This is a genomic window from Arthrobacter sp. DMZ02-1R, from assembly GCF_057747935.1.
Genome location: NZ_CM173230.1, coordinates 947,370 through 971,489, shown reverse-complemented (window position 1 = coordinate 971,489; position 24,120 = coordinate 947,370). Strand labels below are relative to the sequence as shown.

18 protein-coding genes and 2 pseudogenes are annotated in these 24,120 nt (G+C 65.1%); 7 read left to right on the top strand and 13 right to left on the bottom strand.

Going from position 1 to position 24,120, the window contains the following annotated elements:
* Nucleotides 1-34: 34 nt before the first annotated feature.
* A complete protein-coding gene (locus tag AC3ANQ_RS04565) occupies nucleotides 35-1,009 on the top strand; it encodes an amino acid ABC transporter permease (protein WP_488304020.1) in 975 nt (324 codons plus the stop codon).
* Nucleotides 1,006-1,782, top strand: coding sequence for an amino acid ABC transporter ATP-binding protein (locus AC3ANQ_RS04560; RefSeq protein ID WP_488304019.1), 777 nt, complete (start codon nucleotides 1,006-1,008; stop codon nucleotides 1,780-1,782). The genes AC3ANQ_RS04565 and AC3ANQ_RS04560 overlap by 4 nt, the downstream gene beginning before the upstream one ends.
* 156 nt (nucleotides 1,783-1,938) lie before the next feature.
* Here AC3ANQ_RS04560 and menD read toward each other — a convergent pair whose 3' ends face one another.
* The gene (menD, locus tag AC3ANQ_RS04555) at nucleotides 1,939-3,648 is read right to left on the bottom strand and encodes a 2-succinyl-5-enolpyruvyl-6-hydroxy-3-cyclohexene-1-carboxylic-acid synthase (RefSeq protein WP_488304018.1); all 1,710 of its coding nucleotides are present in this window, start codon (nucleotides 3,646-3,648) and stop codon (nucleotides 1,939-1,941) included.
* Between the two features lie 189 nt (nucleotides 3,649-3,837).
* Nucleotides 3,838-4,842: an o-succinylbenzoate synthase gene (locus AC3ANQ_RS04550; protein WP_488304017.1), complete on the bottom strand. Its 1,005-nt coding sequence runs from the start codon at nucleotides 4,840-4,842 to the stop codon at nucleotides 3,838-3,840.
* 210 nt (nucleotides 4,843-5,052) lie between these two features.
* Here AC3ANQ_RS04550 and AC3ANQ_RS04545 point away from each other — a divergent pair, with 210 nt between their 5' ends.
* Entirely contained in the window at nucleotides 5,053-6,126 is a 1,074-nt protein-coding gene (locus tag AC3ANQ_RS04545) for a LacI family DNA-binding transcriptional regulator (protein WP_488304016.1), read from the top strand.
* Nucleotides 6,127-6,243: 117 nt separating this feature from the next.
* Here the strand turns inward: AC3ANQ_RS04545 and AC3ANQ_RS04540 are convergent, their stop codons facing one another.
* Both AC3ANQ_RS04540 and AC3ANQ_RS04535 read right to left on the bottom strand, forming a co-directional pair.
* On the bottom strand, nucleotides 6,244-7,668 hold the full coding sequence (locus AC3ANQ_RS04540) for a glycoside hydrolase family 32 protein (RefSeq protein WP_488304015.1): 1,425 nt from the start codon (nucleotides 7,666-7,668) through the stop codon (nucleotides 6,244-6,246).
* A 27-nt stretch (nucleotides 7,669-7,695) separates the two neighbouring features.
* Nucleotides 7,696-8,513: pseudogene (locus AC3ANQ_RS04535) on the bottom strand (carbohydrate ABC transporter permease).
* Between the two features lie 512 nt (nucleotides 8,514-9,025).
* Here AC3ANQ_RS04535 and AC3ANQ_RS04530 point away from each other — a divergent pair.
* From AC3ANQ_RS04530 to AC3ANQ_RS04520, 3 genes are read left to right on the top strand one after another with little or no spacing between them, the layout of a single operon-like run.
* Complete coding sequence (locus AC3ANQ_RS04530; RefSeq protein WP_488304014.1) at nucleotides 9,026-11,197, top strand: amylo-alpha-1,6-glucosidase; 2,172 nt, start codon at nucleotides 9,026-9,028, stop codon at nucleotides 11,195-11,197.
* Nucleotides 11,198-12,220, top strand: a complete 1,023-nt coding sequence (locus AC3ANQ_RS04525) for a glycosyltransferase (RefSeq protein ID WP_488304013.1) — start codon at nucleotides 11,198-11,200, stop codon at nucleotides 12,218-12,220.
* Between the two features lie 32 nt (nucleotides 12,221-12,252).
* Entirely contained in the window at nucleotides 12,253-13,173 is a 921-nt protein-coding gene (locus AC3ANQ_RS04520; protein ID WP_488304012.1) for a phosphatase PAP2 family protein, read from the top strand.
* Nucleotides 13,174-13,317: 144 nt separating this feature from the next.
* Here the strand turns inward: AC3ANQ_RS04520 and AC3ANQ_RS04515 are convergent, their stop codons facing one another.
* From AC3ANQ_RS04515 to AC3ANQ_RS04505, 3 genes are read right to left on the bottom strand one after another with little or no spacing between them, the layout of a single operon-like run.
* Entirely contained in the window at nucleotides 13,318-14,574 is a 1,257-nt protein-coding gene (locus AC3ANQ_RS04515; RefSeq protein ID WP_488304011.1) for a hypothetical protein, read from the bottom strand.
* Entirely contained in the window at nucleotides 14,564-15,319 is a 756-nt protein-coding gene (locus AC3ANQ_RS04510) for a TIGR03943 family putative permease subunit (RefSeq protein WP_488304010.1), read from the bottom strand. Before AC3ANQ_RS04510 ends, AC3ANQ_RS04515 begins: the two co-directional genes overlap by 11 nt.
* Nucleotides 15,309-16,358 carry a permease gene (locus AC3ANQ_RS04505; protein WP_488305259.1) on the bottom strand — a complete coding sequence of 350 codons (1,050 nt, stop codon included), beginning with the start codon at nucleotides 16,356-16,358 and terminating at the stop codon, nucleotides 15,309-15,311. The genes AC3ANQ_RS04510 and AC3ANQ_RS04505 overlap by 11 nt, the downstream gene beginning before the upstream one ends.
* 234 nt (nucleotides 16,359-16,592) lie before the next feature.
* Here AC3ANQ_RS04505 and AC3ANQ_RS04500 point away from each other — a divergent pair, with 234 nt between their 5' ends.
* Entirely contained in the window at nucleotides 16,593-17,387 is a 795-nt protein-coding gene (locus AC3ANQ_RS04500; protein WP_488304009.1) for an alpha/beta fold hydrolase, read from the top strand.
* Between the two features lie 3 nt (nucleotides 17,388-17,390).
* Here AC3ANQ_RS04500 and AC3ANQ_RS04495 read toward each other — a convergent pair whose 3' ends face one another.
* The 6 genes and pseudogenes from AC3ANQ_RS04495 to AC3ANQ_RS04470 form a co-directional block, all read right to left on the bottom strand.
* Complete coding sequence (locus AC3ANQ_RS04495; protein ID WP_488304008.1) at nucleotides 17,391-18,644, bottom strand: acyltransferase family protein; 1,254 nt, start codon at nucleotides 18,642-18,644, stop codon at nucleotides 17,391-17,393.
* A 155-nt stretch (nucleotides 18,645-18,799) separates the two neighbouring features.
* Nucleotides 18,800-20,020 (bottom strand): MFS transporter, encoded by a 1,221-nt coding sequence (locus AC3ANQ_RS04490; RefSeq protein WP_488304007.1) that lies wholly within the window; start codon nucleotides 20,018-20,020, stop codon nucleotides 18,800-18,802.
* A gap of 106 nt (nucleotides 20,021-20,126) precedes the next feature.
* Complete coding sequence (locus AC3ANQ_RS04485; protein WP_488304006.1) at nucleotides 20,127-20,798, bottom strand: hypothetical protein; 672 nt, start codon at nucleotides 20,796-20,798, stop codon at nucleotides 20,127-20,129.
* A 116-nt stretch (nucleotides 20,799-20,914) separates the two neighbouring features.
* Nucleotides 20,915-21,802, bottom strand: coding sequence for a glycoside hydrolase family 25 domain-containing protein (locus tag AC3ANQ_RS04480; protein ID WP_488304005.1), 888 nt, complete (start codon nucleotides 21,800-21,802; stop codon nucleotides 20,915-20,917).
* Nucleotides 21,803-22,160: 358 nt separating this feature from the next.
* On the bottom strand, nucleotides 22,161-23,330 hold the full coding sequence (locus AC3ANQ_RS04475) for a MinD/ParA family ATP-binding protein (RefSeq protein WP_488304004.1): 1,170 nt from the start codon (nucleotides 23,328-23,330) through the stop codon (nucleotides 22,161-22,163).
* Nucleotides 23,331-23,668: 338 nt separating this feature from the next.
* A pseudogene (locus AC3ANQ_RS04470) lies at nucleotides 23,669-24,052 on the bottom strand (transposase); the annotation flags it as partial.
* Nucleotides 24,053-24,120: the final 68 nt, after the last annotated feature.

Sequence of the window (24,120 nt, the reverse complement as noted above, 5' to 3'; positions counted from 1 at the left end):
TATTCCCGCCACCGATAACAAATCAGGTGCACAGATGGATCATCATCAACCAGCCCATGCGGCGCCGGTGCTGAACAATGCGGTGCCGGTCAGGCATCCTGGGCGGTGGATCAGCGCTGTCGTCATCCTTGGCGTATTGGCACTAATGATTCAAAGCGTCATCACGAACCACAACTTCCGTTGGGACGTGGTGGGCACCTACATCCTGGACGTGAAGGTGGTCCAGGGGGTTGGCTGGACGTTGCTCTTGACTGTGGCCTCGATGGCCATTGCGATTGTCCTTGCCATCCTGCTGGCCGTCATGAGGCAGTCCGACAACCCGGTCCTGCGCTACACCTCCTGGGTTTGGGTCTGGTTCTTCCGCGGCACCCCGGTCTACACACAGTTGGTCTTCTGGGGTTTGATAGCCGTGCTCTACCCCAAAATCAGCGCCGGGGTGCCGTTCGGCCCCGAGCTGTTCAGCCTGGACACGAGCACAGTCATTACGGCTCTTGTTGCCGCAATTCTGGGGCTTGGCCTTAATGAATCGGCCTACTTGGCCGAGATCTTCCGGGCCGGCCTGAAGTCCGTGGACAAGGGACAGACCGAAGCTGCTGAAGCCCTGGGCATGGGCAAGGGCAAGATCATGTGGCGCATCATCCTGCCCCAAGCCATGCGCATCATCGTCCCGCCCACCGGCAACGAGACCATCGGCATGCTCAAGACCACCTCCCTGGTCCTGGCCGTCCCGTTCACCTTGGACTTGACCTTCGCCACCAATGCCCTGGCCAACCGGATCTACCTTCCGGTGCCGCTGCTGATCGTGGCAGCCATCTGGTACCTGGTCATCACCAGCATCCTCATGGTCGGCCAGCACTACATCGAGGCCTACTACGGCAAGGGCGTGGACACCAACCTGGCCCCGGCCGTCATCAACCCCGCGGCTGCCAAGGCGGCCGCGGCAGTGGCACCGAGTGCCGAGGCAGAGCCGTCGCTGAAGATGGACTTCCCGGAGGATGAGGCAAAATGACGATCACCACCCAGAAACCGCTGGTGCGGATCGAAGGCCTCCACAAGTACTTCGGTCCCCACCACGTCCTCCGCGGCATCGACCTGACGGTCAACCAGGGCGAAGTGTCCGTTGTGATCGGCCCGTCCGGTTCAGGCAAGTCCACCATGCTCCGCTGCGTGAACCTGCTCGAAACCATCAGCGCCGGCCGCATCTCCGTCGGTGACCAGCTGATCGGCTATCGCGAAGTCAACGGCCGCCTCCACGATCTGAAGGTCAAGGAAATCGCCGCGCAGCGCCGGGAAATCGGCATGGTCTTCCAGCGCTTCAACCTGTTCCCGCACAAGACCGCGCTCTACAACGTCATGGAAGCGCCCGTGCAGGTCAAGGGCAAAGCCAAGGGCGTCGCCAAGAAGCAGGCCCTTGAACTGCTGGACCGTGTAGGCCTGGCGGACCGCGCCAACCACTACCCGGCACAGCTTTCCGGTGGCCAGCAGCAGCGCGTTGCGATCGCCCGGGCCCTGGCCATGGAACCCGAGCTGATGCTCTTCGATGAGCCCACATCCGCCCTTGACCCCGAACTCGTGGGCGATGTGCTCAACGTGATGAAGGACCTAGCCAAGTCCGGCATGACCATGATCGTGGTGACCCACGAGATCGGCTTTGCCCGCGAGGTCGGCGACACGCTGACATTCATGGACGGGGGCGTGGTGGTGGAATCCGGTGACCCCCGCGAAATCATCGCCAACCCCAAGCACGCCCGCACCAAGGAATTCCTCAGCCGCGTGCTGTAGATCCTGCGCTGCGGTAAATATCCGGCGACGTGCAAATGCCCTGTCGAGGCTGGAATTCCAGCCTCGACAGGGCATTTCCGCGTCGCCAGCCAGTGTGCGCGTCGCCAGCCAGTGTGCGCGTCGCCAGTCAGTGTGCGCGTCGCCAGCCCCGACCCCCTATGCGCCCAGCAGCACCTGGGACACGGCCGCGCCTACTGCAGCTTTGATGCGCGCATGCAACGGGCGCAGGCCGGAACGGTCTGTGCGTACTTCGACGATGCTGCGCCCCTTCAAAGGCGAGGAAAGCACGGCGGCGAGCTCCGCCGTCGTACGCACGGAAGTGTGCCCGACGCCGTATGCCGCGGCCAGCGCGGAAATGTCCACGCTGTGCGGGGTGCCGAACAGGCGCTCGACGGCGGTGCCGTAGCCGCCGTCGTCCTCCACCTTGCCGTGTTCGAGGAGGCCGAAGATGCCTCCGCCGGAGTCGTTAAGGACCACGATGCGCAGGTCCGGCCCGGGTTCTCCGGCTCCGAGGAGCAGGCCGCCGGCGTCGTGCAGGAAGGTGACGTCGCCCAGGAGGAGGGTGGTTTCACGGCCCGCGCCCAGGGCGATTCCCGTAGCCGTCGAGATGGTCCCGTCGATGCCGGCGAGGCCGCGGTTCGCGAAAACCGTGGCCAGGGGCTCGGAGGCGGGCTGTCCGGCGAGGTCGACGTCGCGGATGCCGTTGGAAGAGCCCAGCACCAGCTGTCCGCGAGCGTGCTTCCAAACGGCGGCTCCCACGGCGGGTCCGTTGGCTGCGGTCTCGGCTTCGAGAACGCCGTCGAGCGCGTGTTGGGCTGCGGCCCCGGCGAGGAGCCAAGCGTCGAGCCATTCGTCCGAGCCCCGGCCTGCGAACTCCGCCAATTCAGTCAGCGAATCAAAGCGTTCCTCGCGACGCAGGCCGTGCTCGTACCAAGCCACGGGAACGGGCTCGTACATCGCAGCGGGGAGGTCATTTCGGGCAAGCAAGGCGGCGACGGGCCGCGAAAGGGTCGGACGTCCGAAGACCACCACCCGTTCGATCGGCAGGGCAGAGCTTCGTCCGAAGTTGTCCAGCATCAGGCGATACGGCCCGATCGCATTGGGGCCGAAGCGCGCGTTGGACGAGGGCTCGGCCAGCAAGGGAAAGCCGTGGGCGCGGGCGAACGCCTCGGCCACCGGACCGGCGTCGTGCCCCGCCAGGACCACCGTCCGCCGTTCGCTCAGTTCGGCAGGCGCGGGGGGCATGCTCAGCGGCTGGGGACCGGAGTCGTAGTGGAAGACGCCGCGGCCCTGCGTGGCTGGCAGGGCCTCGCCTGGTTCCGGAACCAGTGGCTCGCGGAAGGCAAGGTTGAGCTGCACCGGGCCTGGAGGGGTGTCCTCGAGGGCGCCGGTTGCCGCGTAAAGGGCGGTCTCAACGGCGCGCTGGGGGTTGCTGCCCGCGGGAATGTCGACGGCGAAGCGCACGTGTTCGCCGAAGAGGTCCAGCTGGATGGTGGTTTGGTTGGCGCCGGTGCCCAGGAGTTCGGCGGGACGATCGGCCGAAAGGACTACGAGGGGAACCGCAGCGTGGTTGGCCTCCATGACCGCGGGGAGGAGATTCCCGACGGCGGTGCCTGAGGTGGTCAGGACGGCCGCCGGGGCGCCGGTAGACAGGGCCAGGCCCAGGGCCGTGAATCCGGCTGAGCGTTCGTCGATCCTTACGAGAAGCCGGACGTTTCCGGCTGCTTCGGCTTCGGCTAGCGCGTAGGCCATGGGTGCCGAGCGCGAACCCGGAGAGACCACCACGTGCCGCACACCGCCGTCGAGCAACGCCTTAACGGCGATCCGGGCAGCGGCGAGGGAGCTCAGGGAGCCTTGCGAAGTCACCGCACCAGTCTATTAGCGGCCCCTCCCCTCAAACGCCCGATCACCTTTGGGGCCAAAATCCCAAACGCTCGATCACCTTTGGGGCCAAAATCCCAAACGCTCGATCACCTATGAAAGCAAGGGTGAGCGAGCGTTTCCCGAAAGACCCTCAAAGGTGAGCGAGCGTCGGGTGGCGAGAGGACGCTCCGGTTAGGTTCCAGCGAACTGTTCAGCCAGGAGGGCGTGCACGCGGCGGAGCCGGTCCAGCCACCAGTCGCGACGTTCAGCGGCAGCCGCGTACTGCTCCAGCAGCCCGTCGTCGGCGACGGCTTCGCGGACGCGGATGGCGCCGTCGTCGGGCACTAACGGATCCCGCGTGATGTCCGAGGTGAACAGCCGCACGGTCCCCAGCCCGCACGCGTACGGCAGTTCCGGCAGCGCGGCGGCGAGCGCCAGCCCCGCGCGGATCCCCACCGACGTGTCCAGTGCCGAGCTCACGACGGCGGGAAGCCCGGCTTGCGCGACGATGTCCAGCGCGCGCCGCACTCCCCCAAGCGGCGCCACCTTGACGACGATCAAGTCCGCCGCACCGGCCCGGGCCACCTTGAGGGGATCGTCTTCCTTCCGCACGGATTCATCGGCGGCGATGAGCACGGGCGTCCCTTGTTGCGCGAGCCGACGGCGGACTTCGGCGAGCCCCTCGATGTGCGGCACGGGCTGCTCGGCGTATTCGAGCCCGACGGCGGACAGGCGGCCAAGTGCCTCGATCGCCTGGGGCACGTCCCAGCCTGCGTTCGCGTCCACGCGGATCGCGGCGTCCGGCAGCGCGTCCCTGACTGCGGTGACGCGCGCGACGTCGTCGGCGAGTTCCTGCCCGCGCTCGGCGACCTTGACCTTGACGGCGTCCACGCGGCCGAAGCGCTCCAGGACCTCGGGCACCCGGGCGGCAGGCACAGCGGGGACCGTGGCGTTGACGGGGATGGTGTCCCTCAGCTGCGGGGGAAATCCTTGCCATGCGGCTTCGACGGCGGCGGCGAGCCAGCGGGAGGCCTCGGCGTCGCCGTATTCGGGGAACGGGCAAAACTCGCCCCAACCGGCCGGGCCGCGGAACAGCAGGGTCTCGCGCTCCATGATCCCCCGGAACTTCACGCGCATCGGCAGGCTGACCACGGTGGCGGTGGCAAGGAGCTCGTCGAGGGTGGGGAATGCGGGCATGGTGGATACTCTACGCCCGGTATATCTGCAGGAGGGTTTGGGCGGAAGGGCATATATCTGCAGGAGGGTTTGGGCGGAAGGGCATATATCTGCAGGAGGATCGTCGTAAAGGGCCTCAAAACTGCAGGAGGGTTGGGGTACCGTCTGCCCTCACACGCGTTAGGTAGAATGCAGCAAGAAGCCCGAACCACCCCCGGCGGAGGAGCCCGTATGCAGCGCAAGGCCACAGCACTCGACGTCGCGAAACGGGCGGGCGTCTCGCGGAGTGCGGTGTCGCTGGTGCTCAACGGGCGCGGCGACGGCAATGTGGCCAAGGAGAGCCAGGACCGCATCCGGCAGGCCGCGGCCGAGCTCAACTACTCCCCCAATTCCATCGCCTTGAGCCTGCGGAACCAACGCACGCGCGTGATCGGCATTGTGTCTGACGAGGTGGTGGTGAGCCCGTTCGACGGCAACATCATCGGTGGCGCAGACGATGTCGCCCGCGCCCACGGCTTCGTCACCGTCGTCATGGACACCGAGCGCGATGCCTCCCGGGACGAGAGCGCCGTCGAAACCCTACTGGACCGGCAAGTGGACGGACTGATGTACGTCACGGTCGGTTTGAGGCCGCTCGATGTGCCCCAGGGCATGCTTCGGGTCCCCTCAGTCCTTGCCAACTGTTTCGACAGCAGCCCCACCCCGCAACTCCGCCATGTCATCCCGGACGAGGTTTCCGGCGGCAGGGAAGCCACCGAGCACTTGCTGAGTTTGGGCCATCGCGACATCGCCTTCCTGGCCGGTGCCGCAACCTCCCCGGCTGTGCCGCTGCGCATCGAGGGCTACCGGGAAGCCATGGCCAAGGCCGCCATCCCGGTTCGCGCCGACCGCGTCTTCACGGCCGGATGGGACATCAACGACGGATTCCACGGTGCCATGAGACTGCTCTCCTCCACCGAAGGGCCCACCGCGATTGCGTGCGCGAACGATCGCCTCGCCGTCGGGGTTGCCTTGGCTGCCTCGCGGTTGGGCCTCTCCGTCCCCCACGACCTTTCGATCATGGGTTACGACGACGAGTTCCGCATCGCGGCCACCATGATCCCCCCGCTGACCACCATGGCGCTCCCGTTGCGGGAAATGGGCGCGGCCGCCATGAGCATGTTGCTGGAACAGATTGAGGATGCGGCCCAGGGGCCTGCGGCGGGAGGCGGCAGGGCCGGTTTGGCGGCGAACGTCGGTTTGGAGACCATGGTTCCCTGCCGTTTGGTGGTCCGTGAGTCCACGGGACCCGTGCCAACCCGCTGAATCTCCCCACCTTTGGCCGCGCCGCAGTCCCGAAATCCGCAGAAATACGGGGTTCTTGGACTGCGGCTCCGGCAAAACGTGGTCAAAAGCGGGGAAACCACGACGTCGGCCTGCCGCCTATTCGGGCAGCTTCAGTTCCCAGACGTCCGCCGCAGCACCTTCGGGAAGCTCAAGGCTCCATTCCTCACCCAGGGCCGGGTAGGCACGGAGCGTCGTGGCCACCGAGCCCTTCCGGTATATCTCCACCAGGGAAGCATCCACGAAGATGCGGAGCTCCTCGCCTCCGGACAACGGCCCGGCGAACACCACTTGCCGCTCCGCTCCGGAGGCAAGCACCAGCCGAACCTCGCCAAGGCTGTGATTAGCGCCACCGGTCACAACTGCTTCGGCAAACGGCGGCAAGGGAACGGTCCCGGCTGCACCGCCCGCAGCCAAGGAACCCCGGTAGGCCTCGACCTCCGGCGCAGGCGCCACCACCAATGCACCGTCCTCAACCGAGAGGAAGCGCGGGTGGGTTAACACCCCCGCCCAGCCTGCGGCGTCGATCTCGTCTTGCGAACGGCCACGGCGCCCATCACTGCCAGGGCCTTCGTTGGCCCATCCCCACAGCAGGGCGCGCGGCTCCGACGAGAACCCGGAATCGAGCTGAACGATCTGCGGGGCATAAAAATCCCGGCCAAGGTCAGACTTGCCTCCGGAACGCGGGACAAACACCGGCAGTCCAGTGGACGGATCCTCGGCCAGCGAGCCAATGAGGTGGCCCACTCCGTTGGCGTGCTCGTGGTTGTCACCGGAGAGCCACAGGGAGAACATCATGACCCAGGTGTCAGCGCCGCCGGAAGGAACGCCGCCGGAAGGAACGCCATCGGAAGGCACACAGACCAGCTGCGGGCACTCCCAGATTTCGGCCGGCGTGTGCGTGGCGGCCACCGGGTTTTCCGAGGTCAGCCAGATCCCTTGGTACTTCCAGTCGGATATGTCCTCCACGGTGTACAGCAAGAGTGCAGCATGTCCATTTGCCAGCCCCGCGCCCTGCATGGCGTACCGCTTGCCGTTGAAACGGAAGAGGAAGGGATCGCGAACGGCCGTGACCAAGCCATCGGACGGCATGGTGGCCGCCACGTGGCCGGTTTGCTCCCAGGACACCAAGTCCGCGGAGCCGCGGGAAATCACTACTTGCGAGTGACCCCCATCCGCCCTGACGCCGGAGTACGCGGCGGTGGGGACGCCGTCGTCGTCCGTCACTACGCCGGTCCAGCAGCCGAACTCGTCCGGCCCGCCGTCCTGTGGGCGCAGCGCGACGGGGTGTTCATCCCAATGCACCAGGTCCGGGGAGCTCACGTGGCCCCACTGGATCCGGTGGTGCCGGGCCGATTCCGGGTTGAACTGGAAGAACACGTGGTACCGGCCGTTGATGTAGCTGACGCCGTTGGGATCGTTGATCCAGCCTTGGGCAGGGCGGGGGTGGAAGCGCGGGAACGCGGGGTCCGGGTGGGTGGCCGCCATGGCAAGGGAAGGAGTAGAGGATACAAGGTCCGTCATCGAAGGCCTTTCAGGAAAGTAGGAGGGCTATTTGCCGGTGCCGGCGGTGAGTCCGTCACGCAGGGCGCGCTGGCCGAACATGAACACCACCAAGGCAGGAATCATGGAGAGGATCAAGCCCGCCAGCACCACCGAGATGCTGCCGGTGCCGAGGTTGCCCTGAAGCGACACCAGGCCCAGCGGGAGCTTGAAGTTCTGCGCGGAGATGGTCAGGATGAGCGGGCGGAAGAACTCGTTCCAGTGGTAGTTGAACGCCAGGATGCCCACGATTGCCACGCGGGGCATCGCCAGCGGCGCGTACACCGAGCGGAACGTGCGCCACGGTGAGGCGCCGTCGATCGAGGCGGCTTCGCCCAAATCGCCCGGGAGCCCCAGGAAGTACTGGCGCATCAGGAAGGTGCCGAACGCCGTCGGGATCGCCGGAAGGATCAGCGCGAGGAGCGTGTCGGACAAACCGATGCCGCGGATCAGCATGAAGACCGGAACTATCGTCACCTGCGCGGGCACCATCATGGTGGCCAACACGATCGAGGAAAGTGCCCCGCGGCCGCGGAACTTGAGGTTCGGAACGCATATCCGGCCAGATGCACCCTCGCGAACGCATCGATGACCCGCTGACAGGCGGCTGTGTCCGCAGCAGTTCCGATGATGGCGACGCTGAGGCAGTTGTCCCCGCGGCCCGGGAGGTCCATGCCGGTCAACCGTGGCCACGACGCAACGGTTGCTCCAACAGTTCCCGCACCCAAGGCACCAAGGGCTGTCCTGCGTAAGATCACACGCAGCTTCCCATTGCTTCCGGCCATGTCACTCTCCCTCCTAACACGTGTTAGGTAGCGTAAATCCATCACCTAACACGTGTCAAGGGTCACATCCGTGTTACGCCTCACGGTTCCCCAACGCTCCTGCAGATATTGAGCCCCACCCCCAAACCCTCCTGCAGAAATCACCCGCCGCCCGACAAACCCTCCTGCACATATCGCGCCCCAAACCCCAACCCTCCTGCACATATCGCGCCCCAAACCCCAACCCTCCTGCACATATCGCGGCCAATCCGCGGCAACAAGGGGTTAGACCTGAAGGAGCGTCAGTGGAAAACCCGCCAAACGTGCAGGAGGATCGGTGGAAAACCCGCCATACCTGCAGGAGGGTCCACCAAAAGGCCGCCAGACGTGCAGGAGGGTTCACTTCCGGAGACGCGCAGAATACGCTGATGCAAGCTGCCCAGTTTCCCGATCCCCATCTCCTGTTTCCGATCCCAGAACCAGTCCCCTTCGCTTCACTGGCCCCATCTCGGTCCCCACCCCCATCACCACACCTCCTCTTCCTTCCCTTCTCTTCCCTACCTTGGAGCTCATCGATGACAGGTTGGAATGCCGAAAACCTTGCAGGTTCGGCGGGCGCCGGCGCCGTGACGCTGTTGGCGGGAACATCCTTTTGTGTGTCCGCAGCCAACGGCGATATGGACCAACTACGCCCCCACGGAATGTTTTTCCGGGACACGCGGTTTGTTTCCAACTGGGTGCTGGCGGTGAACGGTCACGCCATCGAGGCCCTGGGCTCCCCGGTCCCGGAGCCGTATCGTGCTGATTTCATCGGCCGGGCGGCGCGCACCGACGGCCTGGCAGACAGCCACCTGCTGATCGAACGCCGACGGAGCCTGTTCGGCGGAGTGCGCGAGGAAATCACGGTCAGGAACTTTTCCAACAAAGCCACTCGATGCACTGTTTCGCTGACGGTGAATGCTGATTTTGCCGACATCTTCGAAGTCAAAGAAGGGCGGGCACGGCACGAGAGTGTGCATTTGGCGCAGGGCGGCAATGGGGCGTTGGTCCTTGAGTCCCAGCGTCAGGGTCGGCATGTGCTGGTCACTGTCGACGCCCCGAATGCCCTGGTTGACGGCGATGTCCTCAGCTATGACGTGGCCATCGGACCCCAAGGCCATTGGTCCACCAGTGTGACTGCCACGCCAAGCATTGACGCGGTAGGACCGGATGCCGACGCCTCTGTTTGGGGCAGCCAGCGTCCATACGATGTGCCGGAAGAGAGATTGCAGGAGTGGCACGGCAAGGTTCCTCAAACGGAAGTAGCCAATCACGTCTTCGAAAAAGCGTTGGATCAAAGCAGGGCAGACCTCGGCTCGTTGCGGATCTTCGACCCAGACCATCCTGGACGCACGGTGGTGGCGGCAGGATCGCCTTGGTTCATGGCCCTCTTCGGCCGGGATTCGCTCCTGACTTCTTTCATGACCCTTCCCCTCGACCCCTCGCTGGCCCTGGCAACCCTCCAAACGCTCGCCGACCACCAGGGCCGCACCGTCAACCCGCTCAGCGAAGAGGAACCCGGCCGGATCCTGCATGAGGTCCGCCTGGGCGCCAGCACGGGCCTGGCCCTCGGAGGCGGGAGCGCCTACTACGGGTCGGTGGATGCCACTCCGTTGTTCGTCACACTAGCCGGGGAGCTCACCCGCTGGGGATTCCGCTCCGAGGTCACGGAATCCCTCCTGCCCGCGGTGGACAGGGCCTTGGATTGGATCCGCGACTACGGAGACGCCGACGGGGATGGCTTCGTGGAGTACTCGCGGGCCACGGACCAAGGCCTCTTCAACCAAGGCTGGAAGGATTCCGGGGACGGTATCAACTTCGCCGACGGCACTTTGGCCATGCCTCCAACCGCGCTATGCGAAGTCCAGGGCTATGTGTACACGGCCTATCTCAGCAGGGCACTCATGGCCCAAGCGGACGGCGATACAAAGCTTGCGGCGGTGTGGGGTGCGCGGGCGGCCGAGCTCAAGCGCAAGTTCAATGAGCAGTTCTGGCTCCCTGAACGCGGCTATTTTGCGATCGCCCTGGACCGCGACAAGCAGCCAGTAGATGCGTGCGCGTCAAATATGGGCCACTGCCTCTGGAGCGGAATCGTCGACGACGACAAGGCTCCCTTGGTCGCGGAACGGCTGATGTCGGACACCATGTTCACCGGGTGGGGTGTCCGGACGCTCGCCTCAGACATGGCAGCATACAATCCTGCGAGCTACCACAACGGCTCGGTGTGGCCGCACGACAATGCCCTCATTGCCGGCGGCCTGATGCGGTATGGCTTTGTGGAGGAGTCCCAGCGGATCATCACGGGCCTCTTGGATGCGGCGGAGGCCTTTGGCGGGCGGCTGCCGGAATTGTTCTGCGGCTTGGACAGGAAAACCTACGGGATGCCCGTTCCGTATCCTTCGTCATGTTCACCGCAGGCTTGGGCGGCCGCCACGCCGGTTCACCTGCTCCGCGTGCTGCTCCGCTTCGATCCTTGCCTCACACACGGAGGCCTCTGGCTGGCGCCTGTGCTCCCCGAAGGCTTCGGGGACATCAAGATGCGGAACATTCCGCTGGCCGGATCCCGGATTTCCGTGGAGGTGGTCAACGGAAAAACACGGGTCATGGACCTGCCTGAGAATATCGCGCTGCACCTCGAGGCCCGCAAACCGCTTTCCGACCTGTTGGATGTCCACCATGCCACCGCTGGACCGCGGCGGGGGAAGTAGATGCGCATCGGGTTGGTTGCCCCGCCCTGGATCCCCGTTCCACCACCCGCCTACGGCGGCACCGAGTCGATCATCGATATCCTGGCGCGTGGCCTGTCCGCAGCCGGCCATGATGTGCTCCTGGCCGCGGCGTCCGGAAGCACATGTCCAGTGGCCAAGGTCCCCGGTCCTCCGCTCGCGGACGGATCCCGGATAGGGAACGGCACCGACGAACTTCGCCACAGCGTGTATGCCTTCGCGGCCATGGAGGATGTGGACATCATCCACGACAACACGCTGGCCGGGCCGCTCTATAGGCATCGGCCAGGCGGAATTCCCTTCGTCGCAACGGCCCATCTGCCCTTTTCAGCCGAAAACCATGACATCTACCAAGCAATGGCAACCGACACCGCGATCATTGCGATCTCGCATCATCAGGCAGATACTGCCCCCGGAATCAAGATACGGAGGGTCATTCACCACGGCATCGACACGCAATCCGTACCGCTCGGAACCGGCGACGGTGGCTACGCCAGCTTCCTTGGCCGGATGCATCCCGGCAAGGGCTTGCCGGAAGCAATAGAGGCCGCCAAGCTGGCCCAGATTCCGCTCCGAATTGCGGCCAAAATGTACAGCGCGGAGGAGAATGAGTACTACTCCGCGGTGATTGCACCATTGCTGGGGCCCGACGTCGAATACCTCGGCGAGCTGAACGCCGCTGACAAGTTCGTCCTCCTGGGCGGCTCCGTGGCTTTGCTGAATCCGATTCAGTGGGATGAACCGTTCGGGATGGCCATGATCGAGGCCCTCGCTACCGGCACGCCAGTAGTGGCAACATTCCGAGGATCCGCGCCGGAGATCGTTTGTGAAGGCGTCACGGGCTACCTGGGTTCCGGTCCCCCGGAGCTCGCGTCCGCCCTCGTTGCCGCCGCCGCGCTGGACCGCGGCGAATGCCGCCGGGCCGCGGAAACCTATTTCGGCGCCGAAAGGATGGTTGCCGAACACCTGGAGCTCTATGAGGAGCTTCTCGCCGAGCAGACGTGATCCTCCCAGCTAGATATGGCACCCTGAAGGGGATGAGTTTTCCTAGCACAGGCCGGTTGACGGCCACACAGAGGTCCGCGAACAAGCGCTGGGCGGGCGCCGGAACGGGCTTCCTTTTTGTGCTGGCAACCTTGGCATGCATGGCCGGCTTCGTGGCCACCTACTATTTCTTCGTGCGCACCACAACGGGCCAGTACATCGACGAATCCGCCCTGGTGGAAGCCGTGACCCTCAACGGCCCGGCCGAGCGGGCAACCACCAAGTTCCTCGATTGGTTGCCGGTCATTTCGGTGGCGATCGCCGCCGTCGTCGTCCTTTTCGTCACCATAGCGCGCCGGCGCTGGAAGGCTGCGGGCATTGCCCTGGCCGCTTGTGTGGCGGCGAACCTGGCCACGCAGATCCTGAAGGATTGGTTCCCGGACAGGCCGTTCCGAGGTGTCGAGACCATCGAGCTGAATTCGCTGCCGTCCGGCCACACGACCCTGGCGGCCTCCGCGGCAGCCGCGGTGTTCCTGGTGGTGTCGCCGCGTTGGCGGCCCGTGGCCGGGTTCCTGGGCGGCACTTTTGCCGTGGCGGCCGGGGTGTCCACGCTGATCAACCAGTGGCACCGGCCCGCCGACGTCGTAGCGGCGTTCCTTCTGGTGGGAGCGGTCATGCTCCCGGCTGGCTGGCTCATTCTGCGCACCGGAAACCGCTGGAACGTCCAGGACGATCGCGGCGACCATTGGGCCTCCTCGCGTTTGTGGCTGTTGTTGTCGGCGCTGGCGGGCGTCGCGGCGGCGGCTGTTGCCGTGTACTCGCTGATCAAGATCGCCCCTGGTTTCGGCCAGGAAAGCAGCACCACCAACTACTTCTGGGCCGGGGCCGCACTGATCGTCATCACCGGTTATCTGGCAACGGTCGCTGCCACGTGGCTCTTCGGACGGAGCGCCCGACGGCGGCTGGCACCTTAAGCGCCCGACGGCGGCCGTCGCCTTGGGCCCAACAGTTGACCACTTTTGGCCGGTGTCGTTGTCCTGGATCCCCGTATTTTCGCGGAATTCAAGGCGACCGCCAGCCAAAGGTCGTCGGATCTAGAGGGCGCGTTCGCGGCCTGTTCAACCGCACCAGCTGGGGAGGAATCCGGGAACGCTTTTCAGGACGCTGCCGGTCTTCAGATCCACGAGGTCTGTCCGCATGGGGGAAGGTGCTGGGAGAACGGGGTATTGGTCTCCCGCGTATTGCGGGGGTGCCGTTTCGATGGCGAGGTAGTCGCGGGCCGGAGAGACGCAGACGTCCAGGATGCGTGACCATGCCGCGGCAGGCTGGTAGAGCTGACGCGAGCTGTTCTTGTCGGTGAGGGTGACGACAGAAGATTCCTTTCCGGTGTCGTAGTTACTCACCACTTGTGCGTATTGGCCAGAACCGGCAAGGAGCACGGGCTGGCCCAAAGCGGTAGTGCCGCTCTGAACGGTTTCGGGCGGAATGCCGCCCGACAGGGTCAGCGGTGCGAGTGTCCCGGTGGAGAGGTTGATGGTCGAATACCGTGGCGGGTCTATGCCCGCCGTGAGCCCTGGGTCGGCTACAGCGAGCTCGTTCGTGACGGGCACGAAACCGAGGATCCCGGCATGCGTTCCCAGGGGCGACACCTTGCCTGTGCTCAGCGCGTCGATGAGGAACATGGAGCGATCGTCGGTCTGCGCCACCAAGGTGGCCGTGCCCGGGACAAAACGCCAGTCCGTGGCCGAGACCGAGCCGTGGATCCCTTGGACGGCCCGCGGGCCCGTGGATGGATCATTGATGTCGTACACGAAGAGTGTCTTCCAGTACTGACCGGTGGCGGACGAACTGGTGAACGTGAATCCTATGAGGTGATTGGATCCCGCCGCACGAAGGTTCCCCACCGTCCCCAGGCTTGGCAACGGAACCAGCGTTGACGGGCCGCCGGCGAGGGAGGCGATCTCCAGTGAGCTGGTGTTGTCATCATTGAGCGTGACGACGGCGAGGGCGGAGGGAAGAGCGGCATACTCCTGAATGCGGGGAGCACTGACAATGGCAATGCCCTCATCATTGCCGGTGAGATTTGTGCCGCGGATGGTGTCCGGCTTCTTCACCCCGGCGTTGTCCCTGCCGGTGTCCCGTTGCAGGGTGTACACGGTTAATTCTGCAGGAGCGGAGGAGCGTTCCAGCGCCGGCCTCGGGTTGGGATGCGGCAGCTTCGCCAGATTCGCCGCCGTCAGCCCGCCGGCAAGAAGGGTGAGGACCGTGATGGTGCCATAGAGCAGCAGGGCAAAACGGCGTCCGGCCATGAGCGCAGCTGCGGCAGCAGCGGCTGCTGGCCGCTTGGCAGACGCAGGGCTGCGCTTAGTAGACATAGGGTTGCGCCGGCTGGGTGGTGGGGGTGATGGAATCCGGTATCAGCACGATTGCCTCGCGACTGGCCGGGTTGGGGTTGGCTCGAAAACCGCTGGAGATCGTGACCCAACTGTCGGTCTTGTACTCTTTCTGCCAACCGGGATGATAGACCGGAATGCCAATCGGCTGGGCATCGACGGCACAACAGGTGACTACAAAGCGGGCCACGAAGAAAACATTGGGATCAGTCTTGTCCGGGGTGATGAACCCGGTCACCGTGGCAGTCTTGTCGGCAAAGAAGTCCTGCCCTGCGCCTGAGCGAAGGAGGGATGCCCAGTCCCGGACGGTGAAGGCAGAGTAGTCGCCCTTGCTGGGCAGGGCGGGTGCTTTCAGGGTGAGGGTAGACGCTGAGCCGTTGAGGTCCCGTTGGGCGACCGTTGCCGAGGTGAGAGTCGCTGGTGGCAGGACCAGCAGGCCGACGACGGCGGCGACGATGGCCAGGATGCTTCCGATCGGCCACAGCCAGCCCCATCGGGAGCGGCCGTCGTCGGCGTGCTCGTGCTCGTCCTGGGCGACTGGAGCCAGGGCGAATGCCGCCAGGGCAAATACGGCGGCGATCACGGCCATGATGATCGTGAACACGATGTAGCGCGGATGGATGTACAAGGCGAGCTGGCCGGTCAGCCCCAGCCAGATCGTGGCGATGAGGCCGATCAGGCTGAGAACCACACCCTGCCAGCGGCCCACCAGCCGCCTAAAGACCATAGTTGACCGCCAATCCGAGTACGGCCGCGCAAAGCGCTACCAGCAGGCTGAGCTGTAGAAGGGTCTTCGCCGTGAACGTGGTGCGCATCAGGGCAAGCATTTTCACGTCGATCATCGGCCCGAAAACGAGGAAAGCGACAATTCCTCCCGGCATGAAGGTTGCGCCGAACGAGAGGATAAAGAAAGCATCCACGTTTGAGCAGATCGCGACCACGAAGGCCAGCAGCATCAACGCCAGGACAGACCAAACCGGGTTGCCGCCCAGAGTGACCAACACTTCACGGGAAACAGCAACTTGAATCAGCCCCGCCATGCCTGCGCCGACAAACAAGGCCGGCATCATGGCGCGTGTCTCCTGCGAGAACATCTGTACGCTGCGCCTGATCCTTCCGGCAGAGCCGCCGTGGTCTGCCAGGGTACATGTCTCCTGGAAACGGGTGGTCAGCAGGTCCTGGGGGCGCGGATGCCGGCTGTAAATCCAACCGACAAGGTTTGCGATGAGGAAACCGCCAAGAACGCGGGAGACCAGGATGCCGTTGTCCCAGCCAAATGCCTGCGCAGTGGTGACGATGGTGACGGGGTTCAGGATGGGGGCAGCGAACAGGAAGGTCATGGACTCCGCAACCGTGAGGCCCTTGACCACCAATCCCCGGGCCAGCGGAACATTCCCGCACTCGCAGACCGGCAGCAGCATTCCCAGGAGTGAGAGGACCAAGCGTCTCAATAGCGGGCTCCGTGGCAGGCGACGGAGCAGCATGCCGTCCGGCAGCCAGACCTGGACGGCGATCGAAAGGACAATCCCGAGGAATACGAAGGGCAGGGACTCGACGACGACGCTGATCGACAGCGTGGCAAAGTCGCGGGCGGCGTCGGGAAGCCCAAAGGACGCTGACGACTGCGGGGCTAGCACCCGCACAACGGCGAAAAACGCAACGAGGGCGAGGCCGACGGCGAGCCCGGCGGCGGATTTCGATGCGAAAGGGCGGGCCGGGCTTCTGTGCTCGTGTGCCGACTGTTCGCTTTTGTCGACTGCGGGCAGTGTCACGGGCACTCCTTCCTCCCTGCCCCGGCCGGGAGCGCCTGACCGGAAGGAGCTGGGAACGACTGTAACTACTTACATCAGAAGTTCTACCCAACCGAGCGCGGGAAGGAACGAGTAATGACCACTCGTCTCTCGCCGTAGCCTCGCAGGTACCCGGGCTCGAGCCACAGTGCCCGACGGCGGCCGTCGCCACAGTGCCTTCGGGCGCGAGCCGAGGCGTACCCTGAGGCTATGGGCTCCGAAGTCCTGAATCTCAGGCTCAGCACGGGAATCACCGTGCCGTGTCTCGTCCAGGGCGACGTCGGTGCAAGGCCGCTGGTCCTATTGCACGCATGGGGTGAATCCCGTCGAAGCTTTGACCGTCTTGTACCCCGGCTGACCGACTTCAGGGTTTACGCTCCCGACCTCCGCGGGCAGGGCGATGCGGACAAACCGCCGGATGGCTATTCGCTGCTGGAACAGGCCGAGGACGCCGCGGCCATCCTGGGTGCCCTCGATGTGGCCAGGGCATTCGTCCTTGGCTCCTCCAGTGGCGGCTACGTGGCCCAGCAGTTGGCCATCCAGTACCCGGATCGGGTCGCCGCGCTCGTGCTGGTGGGTTCCCCGTTGAGCCTTCGGGCCAGGCCTTCTTTCGCCAAGGACATCGACCGCCTTGAGGACCCCATCGACGAGCACTGGGTACGGACTTCCCTGTCCTGGTTTCCATTGCTGCATGCTGTTCCCACGTGGTTCATCGAGGACCGGGTACACGACGGGATCAGGATGCCGGCGCACGCGTGGAAGCGCATCCTCGATGGTTTGTGCACGGCCACGCCCCCAACCGAGGCCGGAACAATTCTTGCGCCCACCCTGATCCTGTGGGGCGCACACGACTCCGTGCTGCCTCGGAGGCATCAGGAAGCCTTGGCGGCCCGAATACCGGACGCCGTATTGAAGGTCTATCCAGGTGTGGGGCACCTGGTCTTGTGGGAGTGTCCGGACCGGGTGGCGGAGGACGCGACAGCGTTCCTTGGTTCCATCGGCTGAGGCTCAGCGTGCCGGCGGCGGTACCAGCGCGCGCAGCCGGAGCCGGGCCGGTTCCTCGACATACTTGAACAGCAGATGGGTGGCGAGGGCAATTCCGGCCAGGCAGCCCGCCGCGAGCACGTTCGTGGCCACCGGACCCGCACCATTCGGCCAGTCCCTGTTCACCCAGTAGTAGAGATAGATAAAGAACATGTGGACCAGGTACAGGCTGTAGGAGCTGCGTCCGCCATTCTGCAGCCAGCGTGCGGACAGCGCCGAGCGGAGCCAGCCCTGGGTCAGGCTCAGGAGCGCGATCAGCAGCGGGAAGGCCAGCACGGCCAACCGTCCCGGGCCCGGTTTTCCGGCCGCTGCCAGGAAGATAACGACGGCGGTTCCGGCGAGTACTGCGCCGGGCCCGGCGAGCGCGCGGTTGAAGTTCATTCGGTCCGCATTCCGGGCGGCGATACAGGCGAAAGCGCCGGAGAGGAAGCAGCAGGCGATCCGGAGCAGCCACTCATACGGCTGGTGCTCGACGGTGTCGATTGGCAGGTTCTGGCCCCAAATGGCTGTCGGCAGCAGGACCATCACTGAAGCGGCAAGCGCTGCCAGCGGATGCAGCCGGCGGAGCCGGAAAAGGACCAGCGCCAGCAGCGGGAACGCCAGATAAGCCAGCCATTCGGCGCTGACCGTCCAGCCCGGGCCGAACCAACTGGCGCCGTCGGTACCCGTCTGGAACCAGAGATGGACCATCAGCAGTTGCTTGGCCAGCCCCCACGGCGACATATCCGGGGCCTGGGTTTGCAGCGACCAGGTCCCCACGGATTGCTCCCCGGTTCCGTACGCGAACCAGAGGCCCAGGACGCCCACCACCAGGGCGAACGCCGGCCACATCCGGGCGAACCGGGCCCACACAAAGTCCGCGGCCGCACGCCAGCGGAACCGCGGGCCCAGCCGGTCCAGGTAGGTGTAGCTGATAATGAAGCCGCTGAGCACAAAAAACACGTCCACGCCCAGGTCGCCATTGGCAATGACCGGGCCGAGCAGCTCGTAGACGGGGGCCAGGAAAGTCTGCCGCATGGCCTGAAGATGGAAGAGCACCACCCACAGCGCCGCAACGAAACGCAGCGCGGTCAGTGTCCCGAGATCAGGCCTGGACCCCTGCGAATCGCTCTTCGCCCGGGGAGCTCCTGCGCCTCCTGGCCTGGCTTTCGCGGGGGCCGGATTCCCGGTGGGTTTCCGGGTAGTGGCGGGACGCGGAGGCGTGATGACTGAAACCATCCAATTCACCATACCGGAGGCTCCTGACCGGAGTCTGGGAGTCGGCGGCAGGCGGCCGGGCACCGGATCCGCCCCACATAGCCGCTACCGGCTGGCTCCGCCGCCCACCATCAGCCAGCGTCCGACGGCGGCGCGTCCCGCCGTCGTCGGGCGCCTCAGTAGTTGCGGCGGTGCTTGAGCTTGGGGAGCCCGACGGCGAACACGGCCGCAGCGGCCACGCCCAGAACGCCTGTGGCCCAGACGCCCGTTGCAAGGGATACCGTGGCCGTGAGGGCCGAGAGCAGGACGGGTCCACCGGTGGAACCGGCGTCGGAGATGAACCGCCACAGGCCAAGGAATTGGCCGCGGCCCTTCTCCGGGGAAAAGTCGGCGCCGAGCGTCATGATGAGTCCCGAGCTGATGCCGTTGCCGAAGCCGATCAGGAGCGAGGCCAGGAGCAATCCCGCAAACTCGGCCGATAGGGGCATCAGGAACAACGCCGCGCCCATGATGAGCGTGGACGGAACGGCAACCCACATCCGCCCCTTGCGGTCCATGAGTTTGCCGGCGGGATAGAACACGAGCATGTCGATCGCTCCGGACAGGCCGTAGATGAGTGAGGCGTGTGTTGCGTCCAGTCCCAGGTGGTCCGCCCATAGAGGGATGACCACTTGGCGGGAAGCCCGGAGCGCGCTGAGCAGGAGGATCCCTGTGCCGATCGTCAGGAACACGCCCGCGTGGGAAACCGCCACTCCCCGGAGGGTGGGCTCGGGACCCTTGGGGCCGCCGTCGGGGTCGTCCGGCACCACGAGGTCGGGGATGGTGAGGGACAGCACCGCTGCAGCCGCCATGCCCACAACGCCGACCCAATACGCACCGCTGATGCCTGCGAACTGCATCACCGCCGCTCCGACGAACGGGCCGATGAACACTCCGATCCGGGTGACGCCGCCCAGCGTAGACAGGGCACGGGCCCGGAAAATGACCGGGACGGCCTCGGTGAGGTACTTTTGGCGGGCCAGGTTGAAGACGCTGGTGGACATCCCGACCACGGTCATCGCCGCGGCAAGCAGCCAGATGCCGTTGTGGGCAAGGAGGGGCGCGAATCCGGCGGCCAGCAAGGCCAAGGCTCCGGCGGTACCCGCGCCTACGATGGCCCACCGCTCACCGAACTTGATGGTGATGAGCGACGCCGGCAGGTTGAAGAGCCAGGAGCCCAGCCCGATCAACGTGACCACCAGGGCGGAAACGGCCACGGAAGCGCCAAGATCGCGGGCGGACAATGCCACTACCGGAATCACCGCGCCCTCGCCTATGCAGAACAGCAGCGCGGGCCCGAAAGCGGGCAAGGCAATGCTGCGGAGATTGAAGGGTTGGATGGTGCTGGTGGTGATCATCCCTATTATCCTAGGACGCCCCTTCCTTTCCGCTGCGCAAAATACCTATCGCACCCGGAATTCCGGCAGCGTCAGGGATTCTGCGCAGCGCGAGACACTTTGCGCGTCATATGGCTCCTCGCGCACGACGCCGGGGCACCCCTGCCGTTGCCAGCTTCCGTTCGAACACGCCGGGAGCCATGAGTTCTGCCCACACCCAACGGATCACGCCGCACCCCGTGGCACGGATCCGATCCTCACGCACCTTCTCTTCGACGACGGCTTGGGCGGCAGTCCGTCCCTTCAGGAATTCCGGCTTCAGGTACTTGTCGATGCCGTCGAACTCCCCTGCCACCCGTACACCCTTCCAGTAGAAGTCCGAATAGCCCACGAGGCTTGCTTCGTCGCGGAATTCACGTTGAAGGACGGGAGCCTCGAATCCGGCAGCGTGCATCAAAGCGCGGCTGTAGGATTCCCCCGCAGATCCGGACAAGGGATTCGCGAAATCGACAGCCGCTTGGATCCTCCGGATGGCTGCTGCCGTGTAGATTCCATCCACTCCAGCCAGCAGCGTCTCTTTCGTGATGGCGGGCAGTCCCCGTTTCCGGTCGTCTTTGAGCACGTGGTCCAAGGGAGCTATTGATTCGACGAACGGCGTAAAGGCGGCCAGATCCAGCACCGTGCGCACCCTGTCCGTCACCAATAGTCCCTCGCGCCGATGCACCCTAAGGCTGGTGGGGTCCGCGTAGTGGCGGGATATCCCGGCACGCGAGCGGCCGCCGTCGTTCTTCAAGGTCACAGCCTGCACCGGATGATGCACGCCTATGGTGGGGATCCCCCAGACCGACGCTGCCGAGTGCCTGGCGAAGCGCCGCGCCAGGCCAGAAGCGCCGCGCAGGGCTAGAAGCGCCGCGCCTACTTGAGGAAGCTGGCGCTGAAGGAGTTCAGGTCCACGTTGATGCCGTTCAGGGTGTGCTCGAACTTCTGCTGGATCCCCACACGCATGGTGCCGGCCGTGTTCCAGCCGCCGTACTGCACCGGGGCTGGAGCCAGGTAATTCGCGGTCCAGCTGGCGTAGTTGATGTTGCTCGCGTTGGTGTCCCACAGGGGTACGTCCGAGAACGCGGTGCTGTTGTTCATCAACCCGGGCCACATGCCGCTTCCGCTGTAGATCACGGGGCGAACGCCCAGGCTGCGCACGCCATCCACCATGGCACGCGTCACGGGCGAACTCCCGGGCTCGACGTCCAGGGCGAAGAACTGCAGCTGGGACATGTACGGGCCTGCGGCTTTGATGCCGCCTTCCCAGCACGATGCGTCACGCGTGTAGACCGCGATCTTGAGGCCGGCGTCGAGCGCCATCTTCAGCTGGGCCTGGGTCTGTTGCCACGGGGTGCACGTGCCCCAAACGGTTGAGTGCATCACGTAGAGACGGAAGCCCTCTGCGTAGGACTGACGGAACCAGGCGGGGTCGGTGATGGCCGCGGTGGTGTCGAGCGCCTTCACGGAGCCGTTCGGGGCAGCTTGGGGCACGACGACGGCGGGCGCCGCTGCGGCAGCAGGCTGCGGAACGGCGGGAGGTGCTGGAGCCGCTGCCGGAGCGGGAGCGGCCGCAGCCGCAGCCGGAGTGGCGACAGGGACGACCTGGGCGGCGGGCGCGGCGTTCGCAATGGGTGCGGGGCCGGCGTCGGGCGCTGGGTTGGTGGAAGGGCCGGCGCTGGGTGCGGAGCCCGTGGCCGAGGCACTGGTCAGTCCGACGAGGAGCAATGCAGCGAACGTGAAAGCAAGGTTTTTTGGAATCAAAATGAGGCTCCTGGGTGCTGGCCTCGGGTTCAGAAACGGGCGCAGCGAATTGTCACAAAAGTGAAAGATGGGGGTGCACCATGCCCGGGCCCAGTTCCCGGTCATGGCGAGGACGCCCCGCAATACGGAAGACGTCCGCCATCAACTTTAGGAAAGTCTAGGGAGAAGCGACAATTTGTAATCCAGGTAGCAGTCGAGTATGAAACCGAGCAGGCCGGGAGCAATCCAGGTAGTTAATAGAGTGTCGTGAGCGCAAAAAGACGAATTGCTAAGTAGTCCCACCCAACTGACTCGCAGTTAACGTCGTTTTGCCCCCTCTAAACGACAACTGCTGCGAGCTAGTTGGGAAAGAAAGAACTTACACGTACCCGTCCACGATCGCGGCCGCGATCTCTTTGTAGGCGCGGCGGGTATCGGGGCGCAGCACATCGAGGGTGACCAGGTCGCCGTCGGCCACTCCCCTGTCGTGCGGGACGGCAATCAGCTGGCGGCAGATCCCGGAAAGGTGTTCCTCGATGGCGTCCTTGTCCACGCGGGACGAGACTTCGTCTTTGTCCGTGATGACCACGATCGCGTTGCGGGCCAGTTCCTCGTAGCCGTGGCTCGCAAGCCACTGGAGGGTGCTGCGGGCACGCTTGGCACCGCTCACGGCATAGCCGGCGGCGATGATCAGGTTGTCGGCCGATTGCAGGATGCCGCTCATCGCGTTGTGCGTGACGCCGGTGCCGCAGTCTGTCAGGGCAATGGAGTAGTAGCCCGAGATCAGCTGTCGGATGCGCAGGTACTCCTCGGCTGTGAGTGAATCCGAGACTTCCGGGTCCTGTTCGCCGGCGATCAGGTGCAATCGGCCCGCGTGGTGCATGTACCGGGCGAGTGCCGTGAGCGAATCGACGTTTTCGACGTTCTGGAGCAAGTCCGTGATGGTGCGCGGAGTGGCCTTCTGGTAAATGCCTTCACCCAGGGCGCGCTCCACGAGGTCGCCGGAATCGGGGTTGGCGTCGATGGCGCAGGGGGGGTCGCCGCGGAATTCCGCCAGGGTGAGGCCCACGCCTACCGTGGTGGAGGTCTTGCCGATTCCGCCCTTGAGGCTCAGGACCGCGGTGTTGTAGCTGCCTTGGAGCTGCCGGGAAATGCGCCGCGCCAGCTCGTCTTCCTCACGCTGCTTGGCACTCGGGCCGAGGTTCCAGGCGCCACCGGTGAGCTTGTAGAGCATGCCGCGGAAGCCACCGATGGGACGTGGCTTCTGTTCCCTCACGAAGGAACCGGGCGACGAGATGAAGTCGGAAATAGGAGCATTCGCAGCCGCGGTGCGTCCGGCCCGTGCTGCGGTTGGAGCCGGAGCGCCCGACGCCGGTGCTGCCGCCGTCGGGCGCTCAAGGCCGGGTTCTCCACGGCTGGAGTCTTCACGGACCGGTTCCGCTTCGATGAACGCATCGGCGGCGGCTGCCGCTTCAGCCCAGGATTTGCTTTGAAGAGGGGCTGCGGATGCTGCGGGTGCGTCGGAATCGTTCGGCGTAATGATCGGCATAGTTCCTGTCCAGGCGTCGTTGTCACCCTCTGCTCGGCGGCGATCGCGGCGTCGCCGAAGTTCCGGCTGCCTTTCGCTTGATGCAGCGGCGCTCGCTTCGTTATCCACAGAATCCGGCATGGTCTTGTCCCCTAGGACTCGCGGCGTTGCGCGCCGCGGCTCTCGTTTGGATTGCTTCAACCAGCAATTCTGGCATGAAAATTTCGGCGACGACTTCGCCTGTGTCTACATGATGTGGCAGGACGGCGCGCTGCGGGTCGTTATCCGGCCTGTGCAGTTCTTCGATTGTGACTTTGCAGCCCGGGACCCCGAGTTGTCCGATAGCGTGGGCTTTGGTTTTGTCGGGTGAAGTAGTCAGCTCCGGGATCGCGGTAGAGTTCGCCGGTGATGAGCATGTGCCAGGCCGCGGCGTGCATGGCATATTCGACCGCGACGAGGGCCTTGACCGGTCCGCTGAAAGGGCCGCGATGCCCAGGGCTCCGTTGAGGTAGCGGTTACCCGGCCGGGTCTTGGCTGATTTGACCCTTCCGGCGGCTTCGTTGGCCCTCCCGGGGACGCGCCGACCCACGATGCCAGCTGTTGCGGGTCGATGTGGTGCAGATACAAGGCCGCCATGTAGCGGTGATGATCACTGAACCGGCCGGTGAGCCCATCGGTGAGCCGGGGATCTTCGCATGCGTCCGTCCGTGGGCCAGCTCGGCCAATACGGCCGGGCTCGTTCTGGCACCCGTGCGCGCCTAGATCGGCAAGCGGCTCCTCCAGCCAGGCTCACCGCCCGGCAGATCAACCC